This window comes from Streptomyces sp. NBC_01450, assembly GCF_036227505.1.
GTDB lineage: Bacteria > Actinomycetota > Actinomycetes > Streptomycetales > Streptomycetaceae > Streptomyces.
In genome coordinates this window covers 8,397,032-8,417,702 of sequence record NZ_CP109480.1, presented here as the reverse complement: position 1 = coordinate 8,417,702, position 20,671 = coordinate 8,397,032, and the positions used below count along the sequence as shown (strand labels likewise).

21 protein-coding genes are annotated in these 20,671 nt (G+C 70.8%); 11 read left to right on the top strand and 10 right to left on the bottom strand.

Annotated features, from left to right (window positions below):
• Positions 1-118 precede the first annotated feature (118 nt).
• The 3 genes from OG568_RS37380 to cobC are packed head-to-tail and all read left to right on the top strand — an operon-like array spanning position 119 to position 2,719.
• Positions 119-703 carry a precorrin-8X methylmutase gene (locus OG568_RS37380; protein ID WP_329534743.1) on the top strand — a complete coding sequence of 195 codons (585 nt, stop codon included), beginning with the start codon at positions 119-121 and terminating at the stop codon, positions 701-703.
• Positions 700-1,635 (top strand): sirohydrochlorin chelatase, encoded by a 936-nt coding sequence (locus OG568_RS37375; RefSeq protein ID WP_329534742.1) that lies wholly within the window; start codon positions 700-702, stop codon positions 1,633-1,635. The genes OG568_RS37380 and OG568_RS37375 overlap by 4 nt, the downstream gene beginning before the upstream one ends.
• A complete protein-coding gene (cobC, locus tag OG568_RS37370; protein WP_329534741.1) occupies positions 1,625-2,719 on the top strand; it encodes an Rv2231c family pyridoxal phosphate-dependent protein CobC in 1,095 nt (364 codons plus the stop codon). Before OG568_RS37375 ends, cobC begins: the two co-directional genes overlap by 11 nt.
• A gap of 283 nt (positions 2,720-3,002) precedes the next feature.
• Here cobC and OG568_RS37365 read toward each other — a convergent pair whose 3' ends face one another.
• The 5 genes from OG568_RS37365 to OG568_RS37345 all read right to left on the bottom strand — a co-directional run bounded on the left by OG568_RS37365 (position 3,003) and on the right by OG568_RS37345 (position 7,802).
• Entirely contained in the window at positions 3,003-3,899 is an 897-nt protein-coding gene (locus OG568_RS37365) for an SCO1860 family LAETG-anchored protein (protein ID WP_443077808.1), read from the bottom strand.
• A 300-nt stretch (positions 3,900-4,199) separates the two neighbouring features.
• Positions 4,200-5,291 carry an amidohydrolase family protein gene (locus OG568_RS37360; protein WP_329534739.1) on the bottom strand — a complete coding sequence of 364 codons (1,092 nt, stop codon included), beginning with the start codon at positions 5,289-5,291 and terminating at the stop codon, positions 4,200-4,202.
• Positions 5,292-5,326: 35 nt separating this feature from the next.
• Positions 5,327-6,127 carry an amino acid ABC transporter ATP-binding protein gene (locus OG568_RS37355; RefSeq protein ID WP_329534738.1) on the bottom strand — a complete coding sequence of 267 codons (801 nt, stop codon included), beginning with the start codon at positions 6,125-6,127 and terminating at the stop codon, positions 5,327-5,329.
• Positions 6,124-6,957 carry an amino acid ABC transporter permease gene (locus OG568_RS37350; protein WP_266415453.1) on the bottom strand — a complete coding sequence of 278 codons (834 nt, stop codon included), beginning with the start codon at positions 6,955-6,957 and terminating at the stop codon, positions 6,124-6,126. The genes OG568_RS37355 and OG568_RS37350 overlap by 4 nt, the downstream gene beginning before the upstream one ends.
• Positions 6,954-7,802 carry a transporter substrate-binding domain-containing protein gene (locus OG568_RS37345; RefSeq protein WP_329534737.1) on the bottom strand — a complete coding sequence of 283 codons (849 nt, stop codon included), beginning with the start codon at positions 7,800-7,802 and terminating at the stop codon, positions 6,954-6,956. Before OG568_RS37345 ends, OG568_RS37350 begins: the two co-directional genes overlap by 4 nt.
• A 235-nt stretch (positions 7,803-8,037) precedes the next feature.
• On the opposite strand from OG568_RS37345, the gene OG568_RS37340 reads away from it, so the two are divergent.
• From OG568_RS37340 to thpD, 5 genes are all read left to right on the top strand, one after another.
• Positions 8,038-9,138 carry a pyridoxal-phosphate-dependent aminotransferase family protein gene (locus OG568_RS37340; RefSeq protein ID WP_266591024.1) on the top strand — a complete coding sequence of 367 codons (1,101 nt, stop codon included), beginning with the start codon at positions 8,038-8,040 and terminating at the stop codon, positions 9,136-9,138.
• Positions 9,139-9,576: 438 nt separating this feature from the next.
• Positions 9,577-10,116: a diaminobutyrate acetyltransferase gene (ectA, locus tag OG568_RS37335; protein ID WP_329534736.1), complete on the top strand. Its 540-nt coding sequence runs from the start codon at positions 9,577-9,579 to the stop codon at positions 10,114-10,116.
• 116 nt (positions 10,117-10,232) lie between these two features.
• Entirely contained in the window at positions 10,233-11,504 is a 1,272-nt protein-coding gene (gene ectB / locus OG568_RS37330) for a diaminobutyrate--2-oxoglutarate transaminase (protein ID WP_329534735.1), read from the top strand.
• A 29-nt stretch (positions 11,505-11,533) separates the two neighbouring features.
• A complete protein-coding gene (locus tag OG568_RS37325) occupies positions 11,534-11,938 on the top strand; it encodes an ectoine synthase (protein WP_329534734.1) in 405 nt (134 codons plus the stop codon).
• Between the two features lie 6 nt (positions 11,939-11,944).
• Positions 11,945-12,874, top strand: a complete 930-nt coding sequence (gene thpD, locus OG568_RS37320) for an ectoine hydroxylase (RefSeq protein ID WP_329534733.1) — start codon at positions 11,945-11,947, stop codon at positions 12,872-12,874.
• A 46-nt stretch (positions 12,875-12,920) separates the two neighbouring features.
• Here thpD and OG568_RS37315 read toward each other — a convergent pair whose 3' ends face one another.
• The 5 genes from OG568_RS37315 to OG568_RS37295 all read right to left on the bottom strand — a co-directional run bounded on the left by OG568_RS37315 (position 12,921) and on the right by OG568_RS37295 (position 17,737).
• Complete coding sequence (locus OG568_RS37315) at positions 12,921-13,970, bottom strand: aminotransferase class V-fold PLP-dependent enzyme (RefSeq protein WP_266581651.1); 1,050 nt, start codon at positions 13,968-13,970, stop codon at positions 12,921-12,923.
• 116 nt (positions 13,971-14,086) lie between these two features.
• Positions 14,087-14,806 (bottom strand): DsbA family oxidoreductase, encoded by a 720-nt coding sequence (locus tag OG568_RS37310; protein WP_329534732.1) that lies wholly within the window; start codon positions 14,804-14,806, stop codon positions 14,087-14,089.
• Positions 14,807-14,884: 78 nt separating this feature from the next.
• Positions 14,885-15,391: a GNAT family N-acetyltransferase gene (locus OG568_RS37305; RefSeq protein WP_329534731.1), complete on the bottom strand. Its 507-nt coding sequence runs from the start codon at positions 15,389-15,391 to the stop codon at positions 14,885-14,887.
• Between the two features lie 63 nt (positions 15,392-15,454).
• Complete coding sequence (locus OG568_RS37300; protein ID WP_266415434.1) at positions 15,455-16,063, bottom strand: DUF1349 domain-containing protein; 609 nt, start codon at positions 16,061-16,063, stop codon at positions 15,455-15,457.
• A 144-nt stretch (positions 16,064-16,207) separates the two neighbouring features.
• Positions 16,208-17,737, bottom strand: a complete 1,530-nt coding sequence (locus OG568_RS37295; RefSeq protein WP_329534730.1) for an aldehyde dehydrogenase (NADP(+)) — start codon at positions 17,735-17,737, stop codon at positions 16,208-16,210.
• 131 nt (positions 17,738-17,868) lie between these two features.
• On the opposite strand from OG568_RS37295, the gene OG568_RS37290 reads away from it, so the two are divergent.
• From OG568_RS37290 to OG568_RS37280, 3 genes are all read left to right on the top strand, one after another.
• Positions 17,869-18,642: an IclR family transcriptional regulator gene (locus tag OG568_RS37290; RefSeq protein ID WP_329534729.1), complete on the top strand. Its 774-nt coding sequence runs from the start codon at positions 17,869-17,871 to the stop codon at positions 18,640-18,642.
• A gap of 2 nt (positions 18,643-18,644) precedes the next feature.
• Complete coding sequence (locus OG568_RS37285; protein WP_266415427.1) at positions 18,645-19,115, top strand: GNAT family N-acetyltransferase; 471 nt, start codon at positions 18,645-18,647, stop codon at positions 19,113-19,115.
• A 79-nt stretch (positions 19,116-19,194) separates the two neighbouring features.
• Positions 19,195-20,646, top strand: coding sequence for a peptidoglycan D,D-transpeptidase FtsI family protein (locus OG568_RS37280; RefSeq protein ID WP_329534728.1), 1,452 nt, complete (start codon positions 19,195-19,197; stop codon positions 20,644-20,646).
• Positions 20,647-20,671: the final 25 nt, after the last annotated feature.

The window sequence follows — 20,671 nt, the reverse complement described above, 5'->3', positions numbered from 1 at the left end:
GTCTTCCGCGATCAACACCAGCCGGGTTGGAACCAGCCCGGTTTCCCCAAGGATTGGAGGCTGCTGTGCTGGCTTGGTTCTCGCTCAGCACGCGGCGACGCTACCACCGGGAGGCCCAGTGAATCGCGTGATTCACCCGATCGAGCTGGAATCCTTCCGGCGGCTGCGTGCCCGTCTGGACACCTCGCACTTCCCGCCGCTGACGCGGGCGGTCGTGGAGCGGGTCATCCACTCCGCGGCCGACCTCGACTACGCGGACGACCTCGTCACCGACGAGAGCGCCCTGGAGAAGGCGCACGCGGCGCTGCACGCCGGGGCACCGGTCGTGGTGGACGTGGAGATGGTCGCGGCGGGCATCACGCGCCGCGACACCGTCTGCCGCCTCAGGGACGCCAAGTCGGGCCCCGGTCTGACGCGTTCGGCGCACGCCGTCCGGCTCGCGTACGAGGACGTCGGTCCCGGCGCCCTTTGGGTGATCGGCTGCGCGCCGACCGCGCTGGAGGAGTTGCTGACCCTCGACGCCGACCCGGCGCTCGTCATCGGGCTGCCCGTCGGCTTCGTCGGCGCGGCCGAGTCCAAGGCCGCGCTGCGCGAGAGCGGGCTGCCCGCCGTCAGCAACGTGTCCGAGAAGGGCGGTTCGGCGGTCGCCGCGGCCGCGCTCAACGCCCTGCTGTACCACCCCGTGACCAAGGAGTTTTCGTGACCACCCCGCCCCCCGCCCTGCTCATCGCCGGACACGGCACCCGGGACGAGGCCGGGGCCGAGGCCTTCCGCGACTTCGTACGGGAGCTCGGCCGCCGTCACCCCGAACTGCCCGTCGCCGGAGGGTTCATCGAACTGTCGCCGCCGCCGCTGGGCGACGCCGTGACCGAACTGGTCGAGCAGGGGGTACGCCGGTTCGCCGCCGTCCCGCTGATGCTGGTGTCCGCCGGGCACGCCAAGGGGGACATCCCGGCGGCGCTGGCCCGCGAGAAGGAGCGGCACCCCGGGATCTCGTACACGTACGGGCGCCCGCTGGGCCCGCACCCGTCGCTGCTGGCGGTGCTGGAACGGCGACTGGACGAGGCGCTCGGCTCCTCGGTCCGTACACCCGCGGACCGTGCCGACGTCACCGTGCTGCTCGTCGGGCGCGGCTCCACCGACCCGGACGCCAACGCGGAGGTGCACAAGGCGGCGCGGCTGCTGTGGGAGGGGCGCGGGTACGCGGGCGTCGAGACGGCGTTCGTGTCGCTGGCGGCGCCGGACGTCCCGTCGGGCCTGGACCGCTGCGTGAAGCTGGGCGCGCGCAGGATCGTGGTCCTTCCCTACTTCCTGTTCACGGGCATCCTCCCCGACCGGGTGCGGCAGCAGACCGAGGGCTGGGCGGCCGCGCACCCCGATGTCGAGGTGCGGTCCGCCGACGTCATCGGCCCCGAGCCGGAGCTGCTCGACCTGGTCATGGAGCGGTACCGGGAAGCCGTCAAGGGCGACCTGCGGATGAACTGCGACTCCTGCGTCTACCGCATCGCGCTGCCCGGCTTCGAGGACAAGGTGGGCCTCCCCCAGCAGCCGCACTTCCACCCCGACGACGACGGGCACCACCACGACGGACACCAGCACGGGCACCACCACGGCGGCCACGCACATGCGCACTGAAGGCGCGCACGGGGGCGACGCGCACGAGGGCGACCCGCACGATCTGCGGCACCACGGGGACGCCGAGATGCGGGACGACGGTTCGGCACTCACCGATCTCGCCGTGAACGTACGTGCGGACACGCCTCCGGCGTGGTTGCGCGAGCAGATCGCCGCGTCGCTGGACGGGCTCGCGGCCTACCCGGACGGGCGGGCCGCGCGGGCCGCGGTGGCGGCACGGCACGGGGTGCCGGTGGAGCGGGTGCTCCTGACGGCGGGTGCGGCCGAGGCGTTCGTCCTCATCGCACGGGCCCTGAAGGTCCGTCGACCGGTCGTGATCCACCCGCAGTTCACCGAGCCGGAAGCGGCGCTGCGGGACGCGGGCCACACGGTCGACCGGGTGCTGCTGCGTGAGTCGGACGGCTTCCGGCTGGACCCCGCGGCCGTTCCCGAGGACGCGGACCTCGTCGTGATCGGCAACCCGACCAACCCGACGTCCGTGCTGCACCCGGCCGGCACGATCGCCGCGCTCGCCCGGCCGGGGCGGACGCTGGTGGTCGACGAGGCGTTCATGGACGCGGTGCCGGGTGAGCGGGAGGCGTTGGCGGGGCGGACGGACGTCCCCGGGCTTGTCGTGCTGCGCAGCCTCACGAAGACGTGGGGGCTGGCGGGGCTGCGGATCGGATACGTCCTCGCCGCGCCCGACACGATCCACGAGCTGTCCCGTGCGCAGCCGCTCTGGCCCGTCTCCACGCCCGCCCTCGCCGCGGCGGAGGCGTGTGTGTCGCCCCGGGCGCTCGCGGAGGCCGCCCACGCGGCTCGGCGGGTCGCCTCCGACCGGGCCCATCTCGTGGCCGGGCTGCGGGAGTTCGAGCCTGACGGGTTGCGGGTCGTGGAGCCCGCGGACGGGCCGTTCGTACTGGTCCGGCTTCCTCGGGCGGCGGTCGTACGGCGTCAGTTGCGGGGGCTCGGGTTCGCGGTGCGGCGTGGGGACACGTTTCCGGGGCTGGGCGACGACTGGCTCCGCCTGGCCGTGCGCGACCGGGCCACCGTCAATGGGTTCCTGCAGGCGTTGGATCGGGCGGTGGTGGTGGCTGGGCGATGAGGCGCGGGCACGGCAAGGCCCTTCCTCGCCCCCGCCGCCCCTACCCGTCCCATCCTCAACCTGGGGGCTCCGCCCCCAGACCCCCGGGGCGGGTTCTTCGAGTGCGGTGCGTGGGGGCTGGTCGCGCAGTTCCCCGCGCCCCTGGAGCGGGGGCTTCGCCCCGCATCTTCAGCCCGTCCGGCGTTTGAGGACGAGGCCGTTCAGGCCGATCGGGGGTTCGGGGGCGGAGCCCCCGACTGAGGATGGGACGGGTAGGGGCGGCGGGGGCGAGAACGGGGCGGGGTCAGGAGCGGCGGCGGCGTCCCAGGGCGACGGCCGCCCCGCCCGCCGCCAGGAGCACGACCGCCGCACCCACCACGAACGGAGTGGTCGACGTGCCGCCGGTCTCCGCGAGGTCCGACTCCGCGGGTGCTCCCTGGGGCTTGATGTCGGGGGCGGAAACTGAGGCAGGGGCAGAGGCAGGGGCGGAGACAGGCGCCGCGGCCGGGGACTCGCAGCTGACGGATCCCAGGTTCAGGGTGCCTTCCACATCCGCCACGTTCAGCTTCAACGGGTTGACGGAAACCCTGAGTTCGAGCGCGGACGCGGCCGCCGTACGGGACGTGGTCAGTGTCTTGGAGAAGTCGATCCGGACCTCACCGACCCCCGGCACCTTCACCTCCGTCGGACCGCCCACCGTCAACGTCACCTTCTTGCCGAGGACGGTCACCCCGCCCAGGAGGGTGGCGGAAGCCACGGGCTTGCGACCCGCCTCGCAGGTCGCCTTCGAGGTCACCTGCCCGACCTCGATGAGGGACAGCAACGGCAGCCCGGGGACGTGGATCCGCGCGTGGGTGAGGTTCGTGGACGCCTCCGCCCCCGACGCGGTCACCGTCGCCTTCGCGGAGGCGACATCCGCCCGCAGCACACTGAACGGCTGACCGCCGTCGACCCCGTCCAGCCTCGCCGTCAGCGCGGTCCGCTCCGCGCTCCCCGGCGCCCGCACCTCGTTGAGGGAGACCGCCAGCGGGACGTTCACGGTCTTGTCGAGCAGCGACACGTCGAGCCCGGTGCGCAGCACGACGGCGCTCGCGCGACCGTGGTCGGGGCTCGCGTGCGCGGAGCCCGCACCGGCCAGCACCACGGGACCGGTGGCGAGGACGGTGGCCGCCGCGGTGGCGGTGAAACGGCGTGCGGGCATGCGGAAGTTGGTGTTGGCGTTCAAGGGTGGGACCCCCAGGAGAGAACAGCTTGGGACCCGGCAAGAATTACGCACCGAGAGTGAACAGTCAGCAACCTGACGCGACTTCACTCCAACGTGGGGTTTCCGGGAGTTCGTTCGAATCTCGCGGCGTCTCTGGGCACGAGTGTTCCCCGCCGTCACCCACTCACCTGCCCCGCCCCGAACGCGCCGGTCGACGCTCCGGAGCGCGGGCGGTGGTGCGTAACGAGGCGAACGGCGGACGCGTAACGCTCCGTCAACCGGACGACACCTCCGCCGCTAGCCCACGACCCGCCCGTTCAGCACCACCCGGCGTGGAGCGGCCAGCACCCGTACGTCCGCGCGCGGATCCCCCTCGTACACCACGAGGTCGGCGGGCGCGCCCTCGTCGAGCCCCGGGCGCCCGAGCCACCGCCGGGCACCCCAGGTCGTCGCGGACAGCGCCTCGACCGGCGGGATGCCCGCGGTGACGAGTTCGGCGACCTCGCCCGCGACCAGACCGTGGGCCAGCGAACCGCCCGCGTCGGTACCGACGTAGACCGGGACTCCGGCGTCGTAGGCGGCGCGCACGGTGTCGTAGCGGCGTTCGTGCAGTGCCCGCATGTGCGCCGACCAGCGCGGGAACTTCGCCTCTCCCCCGGCGGCGAGCTGCGGGAAGGTGGCGATGTTGACGAGCGTGGGGACGATCGCGACCCCGCGGGAGGCGAAGAGCGGGATCGTCTCCTCGGTCAGACCGGTCGCGTGCTCGACGCAGTCGATGCCCGCCTCGACCAGGTCCCTGAGCGAGTCCTCCGCGAAGCAGTGCGCGGTCACCCGTGCGCCGAGGCGGTGCGCCTCGGCGATCGCCGCCGTAACCGCCTCGCGCGGCCAGCAGGCGCCGAGGTCGCCCGTCTCGCGGTCGATCCAGTCGCCGACCAGTTTCACCCAGCCGTCGCCGCGCCGGGCTTCCTGGGCGACGTACGCGACCAGGTCCTCCGGCTCGATCTCGTGTGCGTAGTTGCGGATGTAGCGGCGGGTGCGGGCGATGTGCCGCCCCGCACGGATGATCTTCGGGAGGTCGGCGCGGTCGTCGATCCAGCGGGTGTCGGAGGGCGAGCCCGCGTCCCGGATGAGGAGGGTGCCGGCCTCGCGGTCGGTGAGGGCCTGCTTCTCGGAGACGTCGTCGGGGACGGGACCGTGCGCGTCGAGGCCGACGTGGCAGTGCGCGTCGACGAGACCGGGGAGGGCCCAGCCCTCGACGGTGCGGACGTCACGGGCGCCGACGGGACGCTCGTAGGAGACCCTCCCGCCGACGACCCACAGTTCGTCCCGGACGTCGTCGGGCCCGACGAGCACCCGCCCCTTCACGTGCAGCACCGCGCGATCGCTCATGCACCGCACCTTAATTCGTGCCGAACGGCCAGGGCCTACGGGCCCTTTTCGCCGTCTTCCTCCACGTCCGCCATCGCCGGGTCCAGCAGCCGGGACAGGAAGTGGCGGGTGCGCTCGTGGCTCGGGTCGCCGATGACCTGGGCGGGGGCGCCCTCCTCGACGATCACGCCGCCGTCCATGAAGACGACCCGGTCGGCGACCTCGCGCGCGAAGCTCATCTCGTGGGTGACGACCATCATCGTCATGCCCTCCTGGGCGAGCCTGCGCATGACGGCGAGTACGTCGCCGACGAGCTCCGGGTCGAGCGCCGAGGTCGGCTCGTCGAAGAGCATCACCTCGGGGCCCATGGCGAGCGCGCGGGCGATCGCGACGCGCTGCTGCTGGCCGCCGGAGAGGGAGGAGGGGTAGGCGTCGGCCTTCTCGGACAGACCGACCCGTGCCAGGTTCTCGGCGGCGACCGCGGCCGCGGCCTCCTTGTCCCGCTTCAGCACCCGGCGCTGCGGGAGGGTGAGGTTCTCGGTCACCGACAGGTGCGGGAAGAGGTTGAACTGCTGGAAGACCATGCCGATCCGGCGGCGTACGGCGTCGATGTCGACGTCGGGGTGCGTGACCTCGGTACCGCCGACGAAGACCTGGCCCTTGGTGGGTTCCTCCAGGAGGTTCACACAGCGGAGCAGGGTGGACTTGCCGGAGCCGGAGGGTCCGATGACACAGACGACCTCCCCCTGTCCGATCTCCAGGTCGATACCGCGCAGGACGTCGTTGTCGCCGAAGGACTTGTGCAGGTCCCGGACCTGGATCTCCGGAGTACCGGTGCTGGTGCTGGTGCTGGTCACTTGGTGGCCTCCCCGGCCTTGGCCTCCAGGCGGCGTACGACGAATCCCAGCGGCACGGTGACGAGCAGATAGCACAGGCCCGCGACCAGGATCGGTGTGGAGTTGGCGGTCTGGCTCGCCAGGTCGCGCCCGAACTTGGTGAGCTCGCGTTCCTCCAGGGTGACCCCGAGGAACAGCACCAGCGAGGAGTCCTTGAAGAGAAGGACGAGCTCGTTGGTGAGCGGCGGGATCACGATGCGGAACGCCTGCGGGACGACGATCGAGACCATGGCCCGGGCGTGCGAGAAGCCCAGCGAGCGGGCCGCCTCCATCTGTCCCTTGGGCACCGCCTGGATGCCCGCGCGGATCGTCTCGGCCATGTACGCGGCCGAGACCAGACCGAGCGCGAGCGCCACCTTGCCGTAGGTGCCGCCGGGGATCTGTGTGCCCGGGAAGGCCAGCGGTACGGCGACGCCCACGAAGACGAAGATCAGCAGGGCGGGCAGGCCCCGGAAGATCTCGATGTAGATACCGGCGAGCCAGCGGTAGGGGCCCACCGGAGACAGTCGCATCAGGGCGATGACCATGCCGAGCACGAGGCCGAAGACGAACCCGGACATCGTGTAGAGCACGGTGTTCTTCAGCGCCAGCGTGATGACGTCCGGGAACATCTGCTTGACCAGGTCCCACTGCGCGAACTGGTTCTTCAGACGCCCCCAGTCCGCCGTGACCGCGAAGGCGATCACGACGGCGACGAAGACGACGTACTGCGCGCCGCGCGAGAGGGCGCGCTTCTGGCGCCGGGTCAGGCCGGACCTGCGAGGCTGGAGCTGTGCGTCGGCACGGCTCATGAGGCGGACGGCGAAGCGGTGGCCGCGGACGCGGAGTACGGGCCGATCCACTTCTCGTAGAGCTTCTTGTACGTGCCGTCGGCCTTCGCTTCCTTGATCGCCTTGTTGACGGCGGCGAGGAGCTTGGTGTTGCCCTTCTTCACCGTGAATCCGTACTGCTCACCGGTGTTGAGGTTGTCGACCACCTTGAAGGCGTCGGCGTTCGCCTTGTCCTTCAGCCAGCCCTGGACGACCGGGTTGTCGATGACGACGGCCTGGACCTGCCCGGTGCGCAGGCCGTTGAGGACCGCGTCGGAGGACTCGAAGGAGATCGGGTCGAAGCCCTGCTTCGTCACGTACTCCTCGCCCGTGGTCTGCGCCTGGGCGCCGAGCTTCTTGCCCTTGGACTTCACGTCGGCGAGGGAGTTGATGCCGCTCTTCTTGTCGACCAGGACGGCCTGGGTCGCGTCGAAGTACGGGTCGGAGAAGTCGACGTTCTTCTTGCGCTCCTCGGTGATCGTCATGCCGGCCGCGGCGAGGTCGCACTGGCCGGAGTTGAGGAACGCGCCCGTCTTGAAGTTCTCGAAGGGCGTGTCGACGACGGTCTGCTTGACACCGAGGTCCCCCGCGACCAGGTCGATGAGCGAGACGTCGAAGCCCTGCACCTTGCCGTCGATCTCCGACTGGAACGGCGGGTACGGGAGGTGGGTGCAGGTGGTGAGCTGGCCCGCCTTGACCAGGGGAACCCCCTTGGCACTGCTCTGACCCCCTCCGTTGCCTGAGGAGCAGCCGGCCACGAGCAGCAGCCCGACCGTGGCGGTGGTGGCGGCCAGAATGCGCGTCCGGCGTCCGGGGACCGAGTTCACGGAGACCTCCTGTGGGGGGAATGGAGGATTCCGATTATAAGGAAAGGTTTGACTCACTCAAACCAATCCGATGGCTGTTGCGCCGTTCGGCCTCGGAAGTCATGCCTCGCGGAGCCATCTGGCCGTAAGAACTAGGGGTGTCCGCCCGTACGACCGAGGATCGCCGCTGCGCCACAAGGCCGCCGGATACGCTCGGGGCTGCGCATTGGAACCCGTGAGCGAAGAGAGCACCGCCGTGACCCACCCCTTCCTGGACCTCGCCCCGCTGAGCGCCGCACACTTCGCGGCGATCGAGGACCGCGTGGCGCGGCTGCTCTCCACCGAGCAGGACGTCGTGATCATGCAGGGTGAGGCGCTGCTGCCCCTGGAGGGCGCCATTCGCGCCACGGCCGGGCCCGGCACCACCGCGCTCAACGTGATCACCGGGCCGTACGGGCAGACCTTCGGGGACTGGCTGCGGGACTGCGGTGCGACGGTGATCGACCTCACGGTGCCGTTCCACACGGCGGTCACGGCCGCGCAGGTGCGTGACGCCTTCGCCGAGCATCCGTCGATCGACTTCGTCTCGCTGGTGCACGCGGAGGCGGCGACGGGGAACACGAACCCCGTCGCGGAGATCGGCGAGGTGGTGCGTGCGCACGGCGCGCTGTTCTACCTGGACGCCGTCGCCTCGATCGGCGCGGAGCCGGTGCTGCCGGACGCGTGGGGGGTCGACCTGTGCGTGATCGGGGCACAGAAGGCGATGGGCGGGCCCGCCGGGGTGTCGGCCGTGTCCGTGAGCGAGCGGGCGTGGGCCCGGATGGCCGCCAATCCCGGGGCGCCGCGTCGGTCCTACCTCTCCCTGCTGGACTGGAAGGAGCGGTGGGTCGACGGCGGCCGCAAGGCGCTGCTGCACGCGCCGGCGCAGTTGGAGATGCTGGCGCTGGAGGCGTGTGTCGAGCGGATCGAGTCGGAGGGGCTCGACGCGGTGATGCGCCGACACGCCCTGGCGGCGGCGGCCACGCGGGCGGGGGCGGGCGCGCTCGGTGGCGGGCTGGAGCCGTATGTGTACGAGGCGGGGGACGCGGCGCCGGTCGCCACGACGCTGCGGGCGCCGGCCGGGGTCGATGCGGGGGTGTTGGTCGCGAAGGCGTTGGCCGCGGATCCGGTGTTGCCGTTGGTCACGGGTGGGGGTGCGCTGGCGAAGGAGATGATCCGGGTGAACCACTACGGCCCCGACGCGACGCCGGGGGTCGTACGCTCCTGCCTCGCGGCGCTGGGGGCGGCGATGGCCGAGTCCGGCCTCACGGTGGACCTGGAAGCGGCACACCGCGCCGCGACGGAGGCGTGGGCCTAGCCCCCCAGACCCCCGGGCGAGTGTGTCGGCTGCGGGTGGGTGGGTGGGGGCTGGTCGCGCCCCGCGGCGGAGCCGCATATGCACACAGCCCCGCGCCCCTGAACTCACCCACCGCATCAATTCACGAGACCTTCTCCACGCTTATTCTTATATAAATTCGCAGGGTAGCTTCCCGTATTCTTCTTCCCGCTTTCCCTGCCTCTAAACGCAAAGATTTCGCGAACGCCAACCAACATAATCCGCGCACATCTCGTGGCGATTATGTGGCTGTGACGCACTCCACAGCGCGTCCACTTCCTCCCTTATTTTCCGGTCGAAAGCGGTCATTTACCGCTCGCGGCGCGAGGTGCTCACGGGCGCGTGATAACACAACGGCACGTCGTACGTAACCCCGGCCGACGATGCAATTTAAGATTTCCATCGGTAAATTCAATCCGCATGACCGCCGCACAAGCAGACCTGCAAGCGGAATTCCTGGAAATGCCGGAGGGCCTTCGGATCGACCGCCCGAAGGTGGCGGACGGAGCCGCACTCTGGCGTATCGCCAAGGACTCCGGAACCCTCGACCTGAACTCCTCGTACAGCTATCTGCTGTGGTGCCGTGACTTCGCCGGCACGTCAGCGGTGGCGCGTGACACGGACGGAGCACCCGTCGGCTTCGTCACCGGGTACGTCCGGCCCGAGCACCCGGGCACCCTGCTCGTGTGGCAGGTGGCCGTCGACGCCGCCCACCGCGGACGCGGGCTGGCCGCGGCCCTGCTCGACGGGCTGACCGCGCGGGTCGCGCGGCAACGGACGGTCACCGCCGTCGAGACCACGATCACGCCCGGCAACACCGCCTCCGAGCGCCTGTTCACCTCGTACGCGCGACGCCACGGCGCGACCGTCGAGCGCGAGGTGCTGTTCCAGGCGGGGCTGTTCCCCGACGGACCGCACGACCCCGAAGTGCTCTACCGGATCGGTCCGCTCCCCCGCTGACCCCGGGCCGCTGACCCCCGGGCCGCTGATCCCGCGCCCGGGCCCGGGGCCGGGCTGACCCGGACATCCCCCCTGACATCCCCCTCCCTCCCCCACGCACCGAGGAGCGATTCGCCGTGACCATCATCCAGCCCGACCTGAGCGTCTTCGAGACCCTGGAGTCGGAGGTGCGCAGCTACTGCCGCAGCTGGCCCACCGTCTTCGACCGGGCGCGCGGCAGCCGGATGTTCGACGAGGACGGGCACGAGTACCTCGACTTCTTCGCCGGTGCGGGGTCCCTGAACTACGGGCACAACAACCCCGTACTCAAACGGGCCCTCATCGACTACCTGGAGCGCGACGGCGTCACCCACGGTCTCGACATGTCGACGACCGCCAAGCGCGCCTTCCTCGAGGCCTTCCAGAACCTCGTCCTACGGCCGCGCGACCTGCCGTACAAAGTCATGTTCCCGGGGCCGACGGGCACCAACGCCGTCGAGTCCGCGCTGAAGCTGGCCCGGAAGGTGAAGGGGCGGGAGGCGATCGTGTCCTTCACCAACGCCTTCCACGGGATGTCCCTGGGCTCGCTCGCCGTGACCGGGAACGCCTTCAAGCGGGCCGGTGCCGGGATTCCGCTGGTCCACGGGACACCGATGCCGTTCGACAACTACTTCGACGGCCAGGTGCCGGACTTCCTCTGGTTCGAGCGGCTGCTCGAGGACCAGGGGTCGGGGCTCAACCAGCCCGCCGCGGTCATCGTCGAGACCGTGCAGGGCGAGGGCGGTATCAACGTCGCCCGGCCCGAGTGGCTGCGCGCCCTCGCCGACCTGTGTGCGCGGCGCGACATGCTGCTCATCGTCGACGACATCCAGATGGGCTGCGGGCGGACGGGGGCGTTCTTCTCCTTCGAGGAGGCGGGGATCGTGCCCGACGTCGTGACCGTGTCCAAGTCCATCAGCGGGTACGGGCTGCCCATGTCGCTGTGCCTGTTCAAGCCCGAGCTGGACATCTGGGGGCCGGGCGAGCACAACGGCACCTTCCGCGGCAACAACCCCGCGTTCGTCACCGCCGCCGCGGCCCTGGAGACGTACTGGTCCGACGGGTCCGCCATGGAGAAGCAGACCCGTGCTCGCGGCGAGCAGATCGAGCAGGCGCTGATCTCCGTCACCGAGGAGAACCTCGCCGATGTGAAGGAGTACCGGGGGCGCGGGCTCGTCTGGGGCCTCGAGTTCCACGAGAAGGAGCGTGCGGGGCGCGTCGCGGGGCGCGCCTTCGAACTCGGGCTGCTCATCGAGACCTCAGGGCCGGAGAGCGAGGTCGTGAAACTCCTCCCCGCGCTCACCATCACCCCCGACGAGCTCGACGAGGGCCTGCGCACCCTCGCCCGCGCCGTACGCGAAACCGTCTGACAGATCTGACAGAAAGGCACGGCAGCACCGTGATAGTCCGTTCGTTCAAGGACATCGAGAACACCGACCGGCATGTGAAGGCCGCGACGGGCACCTGGGAGAGCAAGCGCATCGTCCTCGCCAAGGAGAAGGTGGGCTTCTCCCTCCACGAGACGGTCCTGTACGCGGGTACGGAGACGTCGATGTGGTACGCGAACCACATCGAGGCCGTGCTCTGTGTGGAGGGCGAGGCCGAGTTGACCGACGACGAGACCGGTGAGACGCACTGGATCACGCCGGGCACGATGTACCTGCTCGACGGCCACGAGCGCCACACCCTGCGTCCCAAGACCGACTTCCGGTGCGTCTGCGTCTTCAATCCGCCCGTCACCGGACGGGAGGACCACGACGAGAACGGCGTCTACCCCCTGCTCACCGAACCCGAGGAGGTCTGAAGCCCCATGACCACGACCACCACGACCACCACGAGCAAGACGACCGGCACGACCACCGTCACCGACCTCTACCCCAGCCGCGGCGCCGGCGAGGTGTCCGTGCCCCGCCAGGACCCGGTCGTCTGGGGCGCGCCCGGCACGCCGGGGCCGTTCTCCGTGCCCGACCTCCAGGCGTACGAGCGTGACGGCTTCCTCGCGGTCGAGGAGCTGATCGGCGAGGACGACGTCGCCCTCTACCGGGCCGAGTTGGAGCGGCTGGTCACCGATCCGGCGATCCGCGCCGACGAGCGCTCGATCGTCGAGCCCGCCACGCGGGAGATCCGGTCCGTCTTCGAGGTGCACCGGATCAGTGAGGTCTTCGCCGCGCTCGTACGCGACGAACGGGTCGTCGGGCGGGCCCGGCAGATCCTCGGCTCGGACGTCTACGTCCACCAGTCGCGGATCAACGTCAAGCCGGGCTTCGGGGCCAGCGGGTTCTACTGGCACTCGGACTTCGAGACCTGGCACGCCGAGGACGGGCTGGCGAACATGCGGACCGTGTCCGTGTCGATCGCGCTGACCGAGAACCACGACACCAACGGCGGCCTCATGATCATGCCGGGGTCGCACAAGACGTTCCTCGGCTGTGCGGGGGCCACCCCGCGGGACAACTACAAGAAGTCGCTCCAGATGCAGGACGCGGGCACCCCGTCCGACGAGGCGCTCACCCGCTTCGCCGACCGGCACGGCATCAAGCTGTTCACGGGCCGGGCCGGCTCGGCGACCTGGTTCGACTGCAACTGCATGCACGGCTCCGGGGACAACATCACCCCGTTCCCGCGCAGCAACGTCTTCATCGTGTTCAACAGCGTGGAGAACGCGGCGGTGGAGCCGTTCGCGGCGCCGGTGCGCAGGCCCGAGTTCATCGGCGCCCGTGATTTCACGTCCGTGAAGTAGCCGCGGGCAAGGCGTAACCCCGAACGTGAAGGAGCCCCCGCCGGGGTCAGCCGGACAGGACGTCCAGCAGGCGGTCGACGTCGGCGGGGGTGTTGTACAGGTGGAAGGCCGCGCGCAGGTTGCCCGCGCGGTCGGAGACCTCCACCCCGGCCTCGCTCAGCTCCGGCTGCCGTCGGCCGAGTCCGGGCACGGACACGATCGGCGAGGCGGGGGCGGGGACCGGTGCGTGGCCGAGCCGTTGGAGTCCGGCGCGGAAACGGTCGGCGAGGGCGAGGTCATGGGCGCGTACGTTCGCCACGCCCAGCTCCTCGACGAGTTCCAGCGAATGCCGGGCGCCCGCGTACGAGAAGAGGCTGGGGCTCTCGTCGAACCGCCGCGCCGAGTGGGCGAGTTCCTCCACGGGGCCGTAGCAGCTGTCCCAGGGCGCCTCACCCGCGACCCAGCCGGCGAACACCGGAGTGAGCCCGCCGAGGTCCTCCGGGACGACCAGGAAGGCCACGCCCCGCGGGCAGACGAGCCACTTGAAGGCGACCGAGGAGACGAAGTCGTACGTGTCGGCCTCCACCGGCAGCCAGCCGGCCGCCTGGGACGCGTCGATGTACGTACGCGCCCCGTGCTCGCGCGCGGCCCGGGCGATGCCCGCCAGATCGGCGACCCGCCCGTCCGCCGACTGCGCGGCGCTGACCGCGACGAGCGCGGTGCCGGGGCGTACGGACTCGGCGATCCGTTCCAGCGGGACGGCGCGCGTCTTGAGGTCGCCGCGGACGTGGAAGGGGTTCACGACGGAGCTGAAGTCGTCCTCCGCGGTGAGGACTTCGGCGCCCGGCGGCAGTGAGGCGGCGATCAGTCCGCTGTAGACGGCGACCGAGGCCCCGGCCGCCACCCGGCCCGCGGGGACCCCGGCCAGCCGGGCGAAGGCGGCGCGGGCGGCCTCCACGTCGTCGAACATGTCGGACGGCCGTCCGTCGGCGACGGACTCGACGGCGGCGCGCATGGCCTCGACCGTGCGCGCCGGCAGGAGTCCGCAGCTCGCGGTGTTCAGATAGGTGTTCTTCGGGGCGAACTCGGCTCGTACGAGGCTCTCGAAGGTCTCCATGGCACCACTCTGCGGCCCCGGGCACCCCTCGTCCATTACGGACTTCTACGTGGTACCGCCAAGGACTGCTTATACGTCCGCCCCGACCTGCGCTTTCACCGCTGTGCCGGACGCGCTCACGGCTGCGGTACGGCGCATCCGTCCGGGCCGCAGACCTCCGCGTCGGCGGAACCGCTCGGGATCAGCTTCACCGGCGGGCGCTCGCCCCACGCCTGGGTCAGTGCCTGCGCGAAGACCTCGGCGGGCTGGGCGCCGGAGACGCCGTACTTGCGGTCCAGGACGAAGAACGGCACACCGTTCGCGCCGAGCTCGGCGGCCTCGCGCTCGTCGGCGCGCACCTCGTCGGCGTACGCCTTCGGGTCGGCCAGCACCTCGCGGGCCGCGTCGGCGTCGAGCCCGGCGGCGACGGCCAGCTCGACGAGCCGCTCGTCGTCGTTGAAGACCGTCCGCTCCTCGGCGAAGTTCGCCTTGTACAGCAGGCCGATCAGCTCGTCCTGACGTCCCCGCTCCTTGGCGAAGTGGAGGAGGCGGTGCATGTCGAAGGTGTTGCCGTGGTCGCGGTCCCGGGTCCGGTAGTCCAGGCCCTCGGCGGCGGCCTGCGTGCCCAGGTTCTCCTCGCCGGCCTGCGCCTGCGCCTCACTCATGCCGTACTTCTTGGTCAGCATCTTGATCACGGGCTGGATGTCGCCCTTGGCGCGACCGGGGTCCAGCTCGAAGGAGCGGTGCACGACCTCGACCTCGTCACGGTGCGGGAAGGCGTCCAGCGCCTTCTCGAAGCGCGCCTTTCCGACGTAACACCAGGGACAAGCGATATCCGACCAGATCTCGACGCGCATGTCTTCGGCTCTCTCCAGGTCGTACGGATACGGGCCCCTCCGAGGGGCAGGAGTATGTGAACGTTCAAACGGCCGTTTTCATTCCCCGGCGACGGCGTACCGCAGGTAGAGGTGGTGATCACCCTCGGCGGGCGGGTTCTCCGGGTCCGGGACCCAGCCCTGACCGGCGTAGAAGGCCTGGGCGCGGGCGTTGTCGACGTGCACGTCGAGGGTGGCCGTGCGCTTGCCGTCGGCCCGCCACTGTTCGAGGCAGGCCGCGTGCAGTTCCCGGCCGATGCCCTGGCGCCAGCAGTCGGGATCGACGTGGAACTGGAAGAGCTTCACGGTGTCGGTGGGCGCGTCGTCGTCCGTGCGGAAGGAGGCGATGCCCACCAGGTGTCCGTCGCGTACCGCGCACAGGACGTGGGTCTCGGGACGCTCGATGCTGCCCCGCCATGCCGCGACCCAGTCGACGTCACCGAAGGGCAGACCGTCCGGGTAGTACGTGGAACGGGCCCGGACGTGCAGGTCGGTGATGGTGGCGGCCTCGCTGGGCAGCGCGCTTCTGATGACGAGGGGGCCCGCGGTGTGGGGAGTGCTGATCATGCAGCGGAAGACGTGGTGGAGGTGGCCACGGTTCCCGCCGCGCGGCCGGCCCCCCACCCGCGGTCAGCTGCCGTCTCTCAGGTCCTGGGGCCAGTTCGGGCGGAACTCGATGCCGTCGTACGTCACCACGCACCCCTCCCCCATCGGCGACTGCGTCATGAAACCGACGAGCGCGTCGGAGGTCTCCTTCTCGTCACCCAGGGTGAAGAGGCGGATGAAGGTCCAGCGCTTGCCGTCGCGGGAGGCGTGGAAGGCGAACGCCCGCCCCGTGCGGCTGATCCGCAGCCAGACGGAACTGCCGTCCACGGTGAAGGAGTTGGCGTCGTCGGAGTGCCCCCGGGTGACCACCGTGCAGACGGTGGGCACGTCCGGGGAGTACTCCAGGCAGAGCTTCGCCCAGGCCCGTTCCCCCACATGGACGTAGAGGACCCCCGCGTCGAAGGCCGCGCCGAAGCCGACCGTGACGCGGGCGATCAGCTGGAAGTCCCCCTCCGGCGCCCCCAGGAGGCGGGGCGCGTCGGAGGCGGGGTCCAGTGCCTCGTCGGTGGGCGGTACGAAACGGTCCTGGCGGGGGCCGGCCCAGCCGGTGAGGATCCCGTCCTCGTGCGACCAGTGCCCGTCAGGCCCGTAGGTGCGGAGAGGGAAGGGAAGTTCGGGAAGTTCGACGTCCATTCACCGAGTCTCTCAGGTCCGCTCCCGCGCCCCGAAGGGGCGCGGGGCTGTGACACATGCGGCTTCGCCGCGTGGGCGCGATCAACCACGGCGAGCCCGCAGCCCGCGAACAACCACAACCCCAACGGCGCTGCCCGCGGAGCGCTACCGCTCCAGGTGACCGTCGTAACGTCGCGGCAGCCCCAGCGGATTGTCGTCCCGCAGCTCCGGCGGCAGAAGCGCCTCCGGCGTGTTCTGGTACGCCACCGGCCGCAGCCAGCGCTCGATCGCCGTACCGCCGACCGACGTGGAGGTCGAGGTCGTCGCGGGGTAGGGACCGCCGTGGTGCTGGGCGGGGGCGACGGCGACACCGGTGGGCCAGCCGTTGACCAAGACGCGCCCGGCGAGGGGCGTCAGCTCGGCGAGGATCTCCGCGCCGCGGCCTTCGCCCGCCGTCTCCTCCGTCGACAGCTGCACGGTCGCGGTGAGGTTGCCGGGGAGACGGGAGAGGACCGCGCTGGCCTCGGACTCGTCCTCGTAGCGGGCGACGACCGTGAGCGGGCCGAAGCACTCCTCCAGGAGCAGGTCGTGCTCGCCCTCGGTGGCGAGCTTGTGCGCGGGCACGGTCAGGAAGCCGGGGCTCACCGTGTGCTCGCCGCCCGCACCGGGGGTCACCGGCGACTCCACGTCGGGGAGTTCGGCCCGCTCGGCGACACCCGCGATGAAGTTGTCGCGCATGCGGTGGTCCAGCAGGACGCCCGCGTCGGTGTCGCTGACGGCGTCGGTCAGGGACTTCACCAGGCGGTCGCCCGCCGCGCCCGCGGGGGCCAGGACCAGGCCCGGCTTCACGCAGAACTGGCCGACGCCCAGCGTCATCGAGCCCGCGAGCCCGGCGCCGATCGCCTCGCCGCGCTCGGCCGCCGCGGCCTCGGTGATCAAGACGGGGTTGAGGGAGCCCAGCTCGCCGTGGAAGGGGATCGGCGCGGGGCGCGCGGCCGCCGCGTCGAAGAGGGCACGGCCGCCGCGGACGGAACCGGTGAACCCGGCCGCCGCGATCAGCGGGTGCTTGACCAGCTCGACGCCCGCCTCGAAGCCGTGCACGAGGCCGACGACACCGGCCGGGATGTCGTGCTGGGCGGCGGCGCGTCGCAGTACGGCCGCGACCAGCTCGGAGAGCGCCGGGTGGTCGGGGTGCGCCTTGACCACGACCGGGCAGCCGGCCGCCAGCGCGCTCGCGGTGTCGCCGCCGGCGACGGAGAACGCGAAGGGGAAGTTCGAGGCGGAGTAGACGGCGACGACACCCAGCGGCACCTTGTAGCGGCGCAGGTCCGGGATCGGCGGGGCCGCCGTGTCGTCGGGGTGGTTGATGACGACGTCGAGGAACGCGCCCTCGTCGACGATGCCGCCGAAGGCCCGCAGCTGGTAGCAGGTGCGGGCGAGTTCGCCGGTGAGCCGGACCGGGCCGAGGGCGGTCTCCGCGTCGGCGGCCTCGACGAGCTGTTCCTTGGCCGCTTCGAGCAGGTCCGCGGCGGTCCTCAGGAAGGCGGCGCGCACGGTGCGGTCGGCGAGGGATCCCCGGGCGGCGTGCGCGGCACGGACAGCCTCGTCGACCTCCTGGGCTGTAGCCTCCACCGCAACCTGCTCGCGCTGCTTCCCGGTACGGGGGTCGACACTCCAGACTGGTGCTGCTGCCACCGCGGGTCCCTCCAGATGTAATGCCGTAGTTCTCGTGTCACTCACCAGCGGTGTTCGATATACTGAACGCTGTCTCTGATGGTGAATATGATGCGGAGACTATTTCCAGTCGAACAAGGGGGTCAAGGGCGATGTCGGCAGGCGAGACAGGCGGCGGAGCGCAGGTCAAGTCCGCGGTACGGACCGTGGAATTGCTCGAGTACTTCGCGGGCCGGCCCGGTATGCACTCCCTGGCGGCGGTCCAGGAGGCCGTCGGTTATCCGAAATCCAGCCTCTACATGCTGCTGCGCACCCTTGTGGAGCTCGGCTGGGTCGAGACGGACGCGACGGGCACGCGGTACGGCATCGGTGTGCGGGCCCTGCTGGTCGGCACCTCCTACATCGACGGCGACGAGGTGGTCGCCGCGGCCCGCCCGACCCTGGACCGGCTCTCCGACGACACCACGGAGACCATCCACCTGGCGCGTCTGGACGGCACGAACGTCGTGTACCTGGCCACCCGCCAGTCGCAGCACTACCTGCGCCCCTTCACCCGGGTGGGCCGCCGGCTCCCCGCGCACTCGACCTCGCTAGGCAAGGCGCTCCTCGCCACCCACACCGACGAGCAGGTCCGCAAGATGCTGCCCGAGACGCTCCCCGCCCTGACCGAGCACACGATCACCGACCGGGAGAAGCTCGTCGAGGAGCTGCACCAGGTCCGGGAACAGGGTTTCGCCGTGGACCGCGAGGAGAACACGCTGGGGCTGCGCTGCTTCGGCGTCGCGATCCCCTACCGCACCCCCGCCCGGGACGCGATCAGCTGCTCGGTCCCGGTGGCCCGGCTCACCCCCGCGCACGAGCAGATGGTCAAGGACGCCCTGTTCGACGCCCGCGACCGGCTGACGCTCGCGACCCGGAGGCTCTGACCATGGAGATCGCGCTCCGCCCGGTCCACGACAGCGACCTGCCGGTCTTCTACCGGCAGATGAACGACCCCGAGTCCCTCCGGATGGCCGCGTTCACCCCCGAGGACCCGGCCGACCGGGACGCCTTCGACGCCCACTGGAAGCGTGTGCGCGCCTCGTCCGCCGTCCTGCGCACGATCCTCGCGGACGGCGATGTCGTGGGCAGCGCCGCGGTGTACGGGGAGCCCGGCGAGCGCGAGGTCACCTACTGGATCGACCGGGCGTACTGGGGCCGGGGCATCGCGACGGCCGCGTTGCGGGACCTGCTGGCCGTGGTGCCCGAGCGCCCGCTGTACGCACGGGCGGCGAGCGACAACGCGGGGTCGCGGCGGGTCCTGGAGAAGTGCGGATTCCGGGTGACCGCGAACGACCGGGGGTACGCACACGCCCGCGGCGAGGAGACGGACGAGGTCGTCCTCACCCTTCAGGGCTGAGCCGGGCTTCATGAAGGGCGTATGAGAAATACGGGCGGAAGGGAACGTTTCACTCCCGCCCGCCGTCCTTCTGGGCGGGATGAACAAGACGATCAGGCGTGCCGCCGTCTTCACTCTGCTGCTCGTGCTCTCCCTGCTGATCAGGGCGACCTGGGTGCAGTTCTACGACGGCCAGGCACTCGCGGACGACAAGCACAACCGACGGAACGCGATCGAGCAGTACGCGAACCCGCTCGGGAACATCATCGTGGCCGGCCGGTCGATCACCGGCTCCGCGCAGACGAAGGGCAGCGACCTCAAGTACAAGCGGACGTACACCGACGGCAGTCTGTACGCGGCGGTCACGGGCTACAGCTCCCAGGTGTTCGGGGCCACCCAGCTGGAGGGCGTCTACAAGAATCTGCTCGACGGTACGGACACCCAGCTGAAGAACCCCCTGGACACGATCACCGACAAGCGCGCCAGCCCTGGTGACGTGGTCACGACCATCGACCCGGACGTGCAGAAGGCGGCGTACGCGGCGCTCGGCAGCAAGAAGGGCGGGGCCGTCGCGATCGACCCGACGAACGGGAAGATCCTCGCGGTCGTCTCCACTCCGTCGTACGACCCCTCGCAGCTGAGCGCCGGTGACTCCGCCGCCTGGACGAAGCTGACGAAGGACGCGGACAAGCCGATGACCAACCGGGCGCTGCGCCAGCCGCTGCCCCCGGGGTCGACGTTCAAGCTGGTGGTCGCCGCGGCGGCGCTGGAGGACGGGCTGTACAAGGACGTGGACGCCGGCACGGACAGCCCGAACCCGTACACGCTGCCGAACACGAGGACCGACCTGTCGAACGAGAGCGCCTCCGCGCCCTGCAAGAACGCCTCGATCCGGGTGGCGCTGCAGTACTCGTGCAACAACGTCTTCGCGAAGATGGCCGTCGACCTCGGGCAGGACAAGGTCAAGGCGATGGCGGAGAAGTTCGGCTTCAACGACAACTCGCAGGACGTGCCGGTACGGGCGTACCCGAGCGTCTACCCCTCGGACATGGACGAGTCGTCCACGGCGCTGACCGGCATCGGCCAGTACGACGTCACGGCGACCCCGCTGCAGATGGCCATGGTGTCGGCCGCCATCGCCAACGGCGGCAAGCTGGTCTCGCCGCACATGGTGTCGCAGACCAGTGACGCGAGCGGCGATGTCGTGAAGAACTACGACGACAGCACCGAGACCAAGGAGATCGTCAGCTCGACGACCGCCGAGCAGCTCCAGTCCGCGATGCAGACGGTCGTCACCGAGGGCACCGGCACGAACGCGAAGATCTCCGGTGCGACCGTGGGCGGCAAGACGGGTACGGCCCAGCACGGCGAGAAGAACAGCAAGACGCCGTACGCCTGGTTCACGTCGTACGCGAAGTCCGACTCGAACGGCAAGGAGGTCGCCGTGGCGGTCATCGTCGAGCAGTCCGACGCGGCGAGGTCCGAGGTCAGCGGCAACGGCCTGGCGGCGCCGGTGGCCAAGGCCATGATGCGGGCGGCGCTGAAGAACTGAGGCACCGCGCACGACGAAGGGCCGC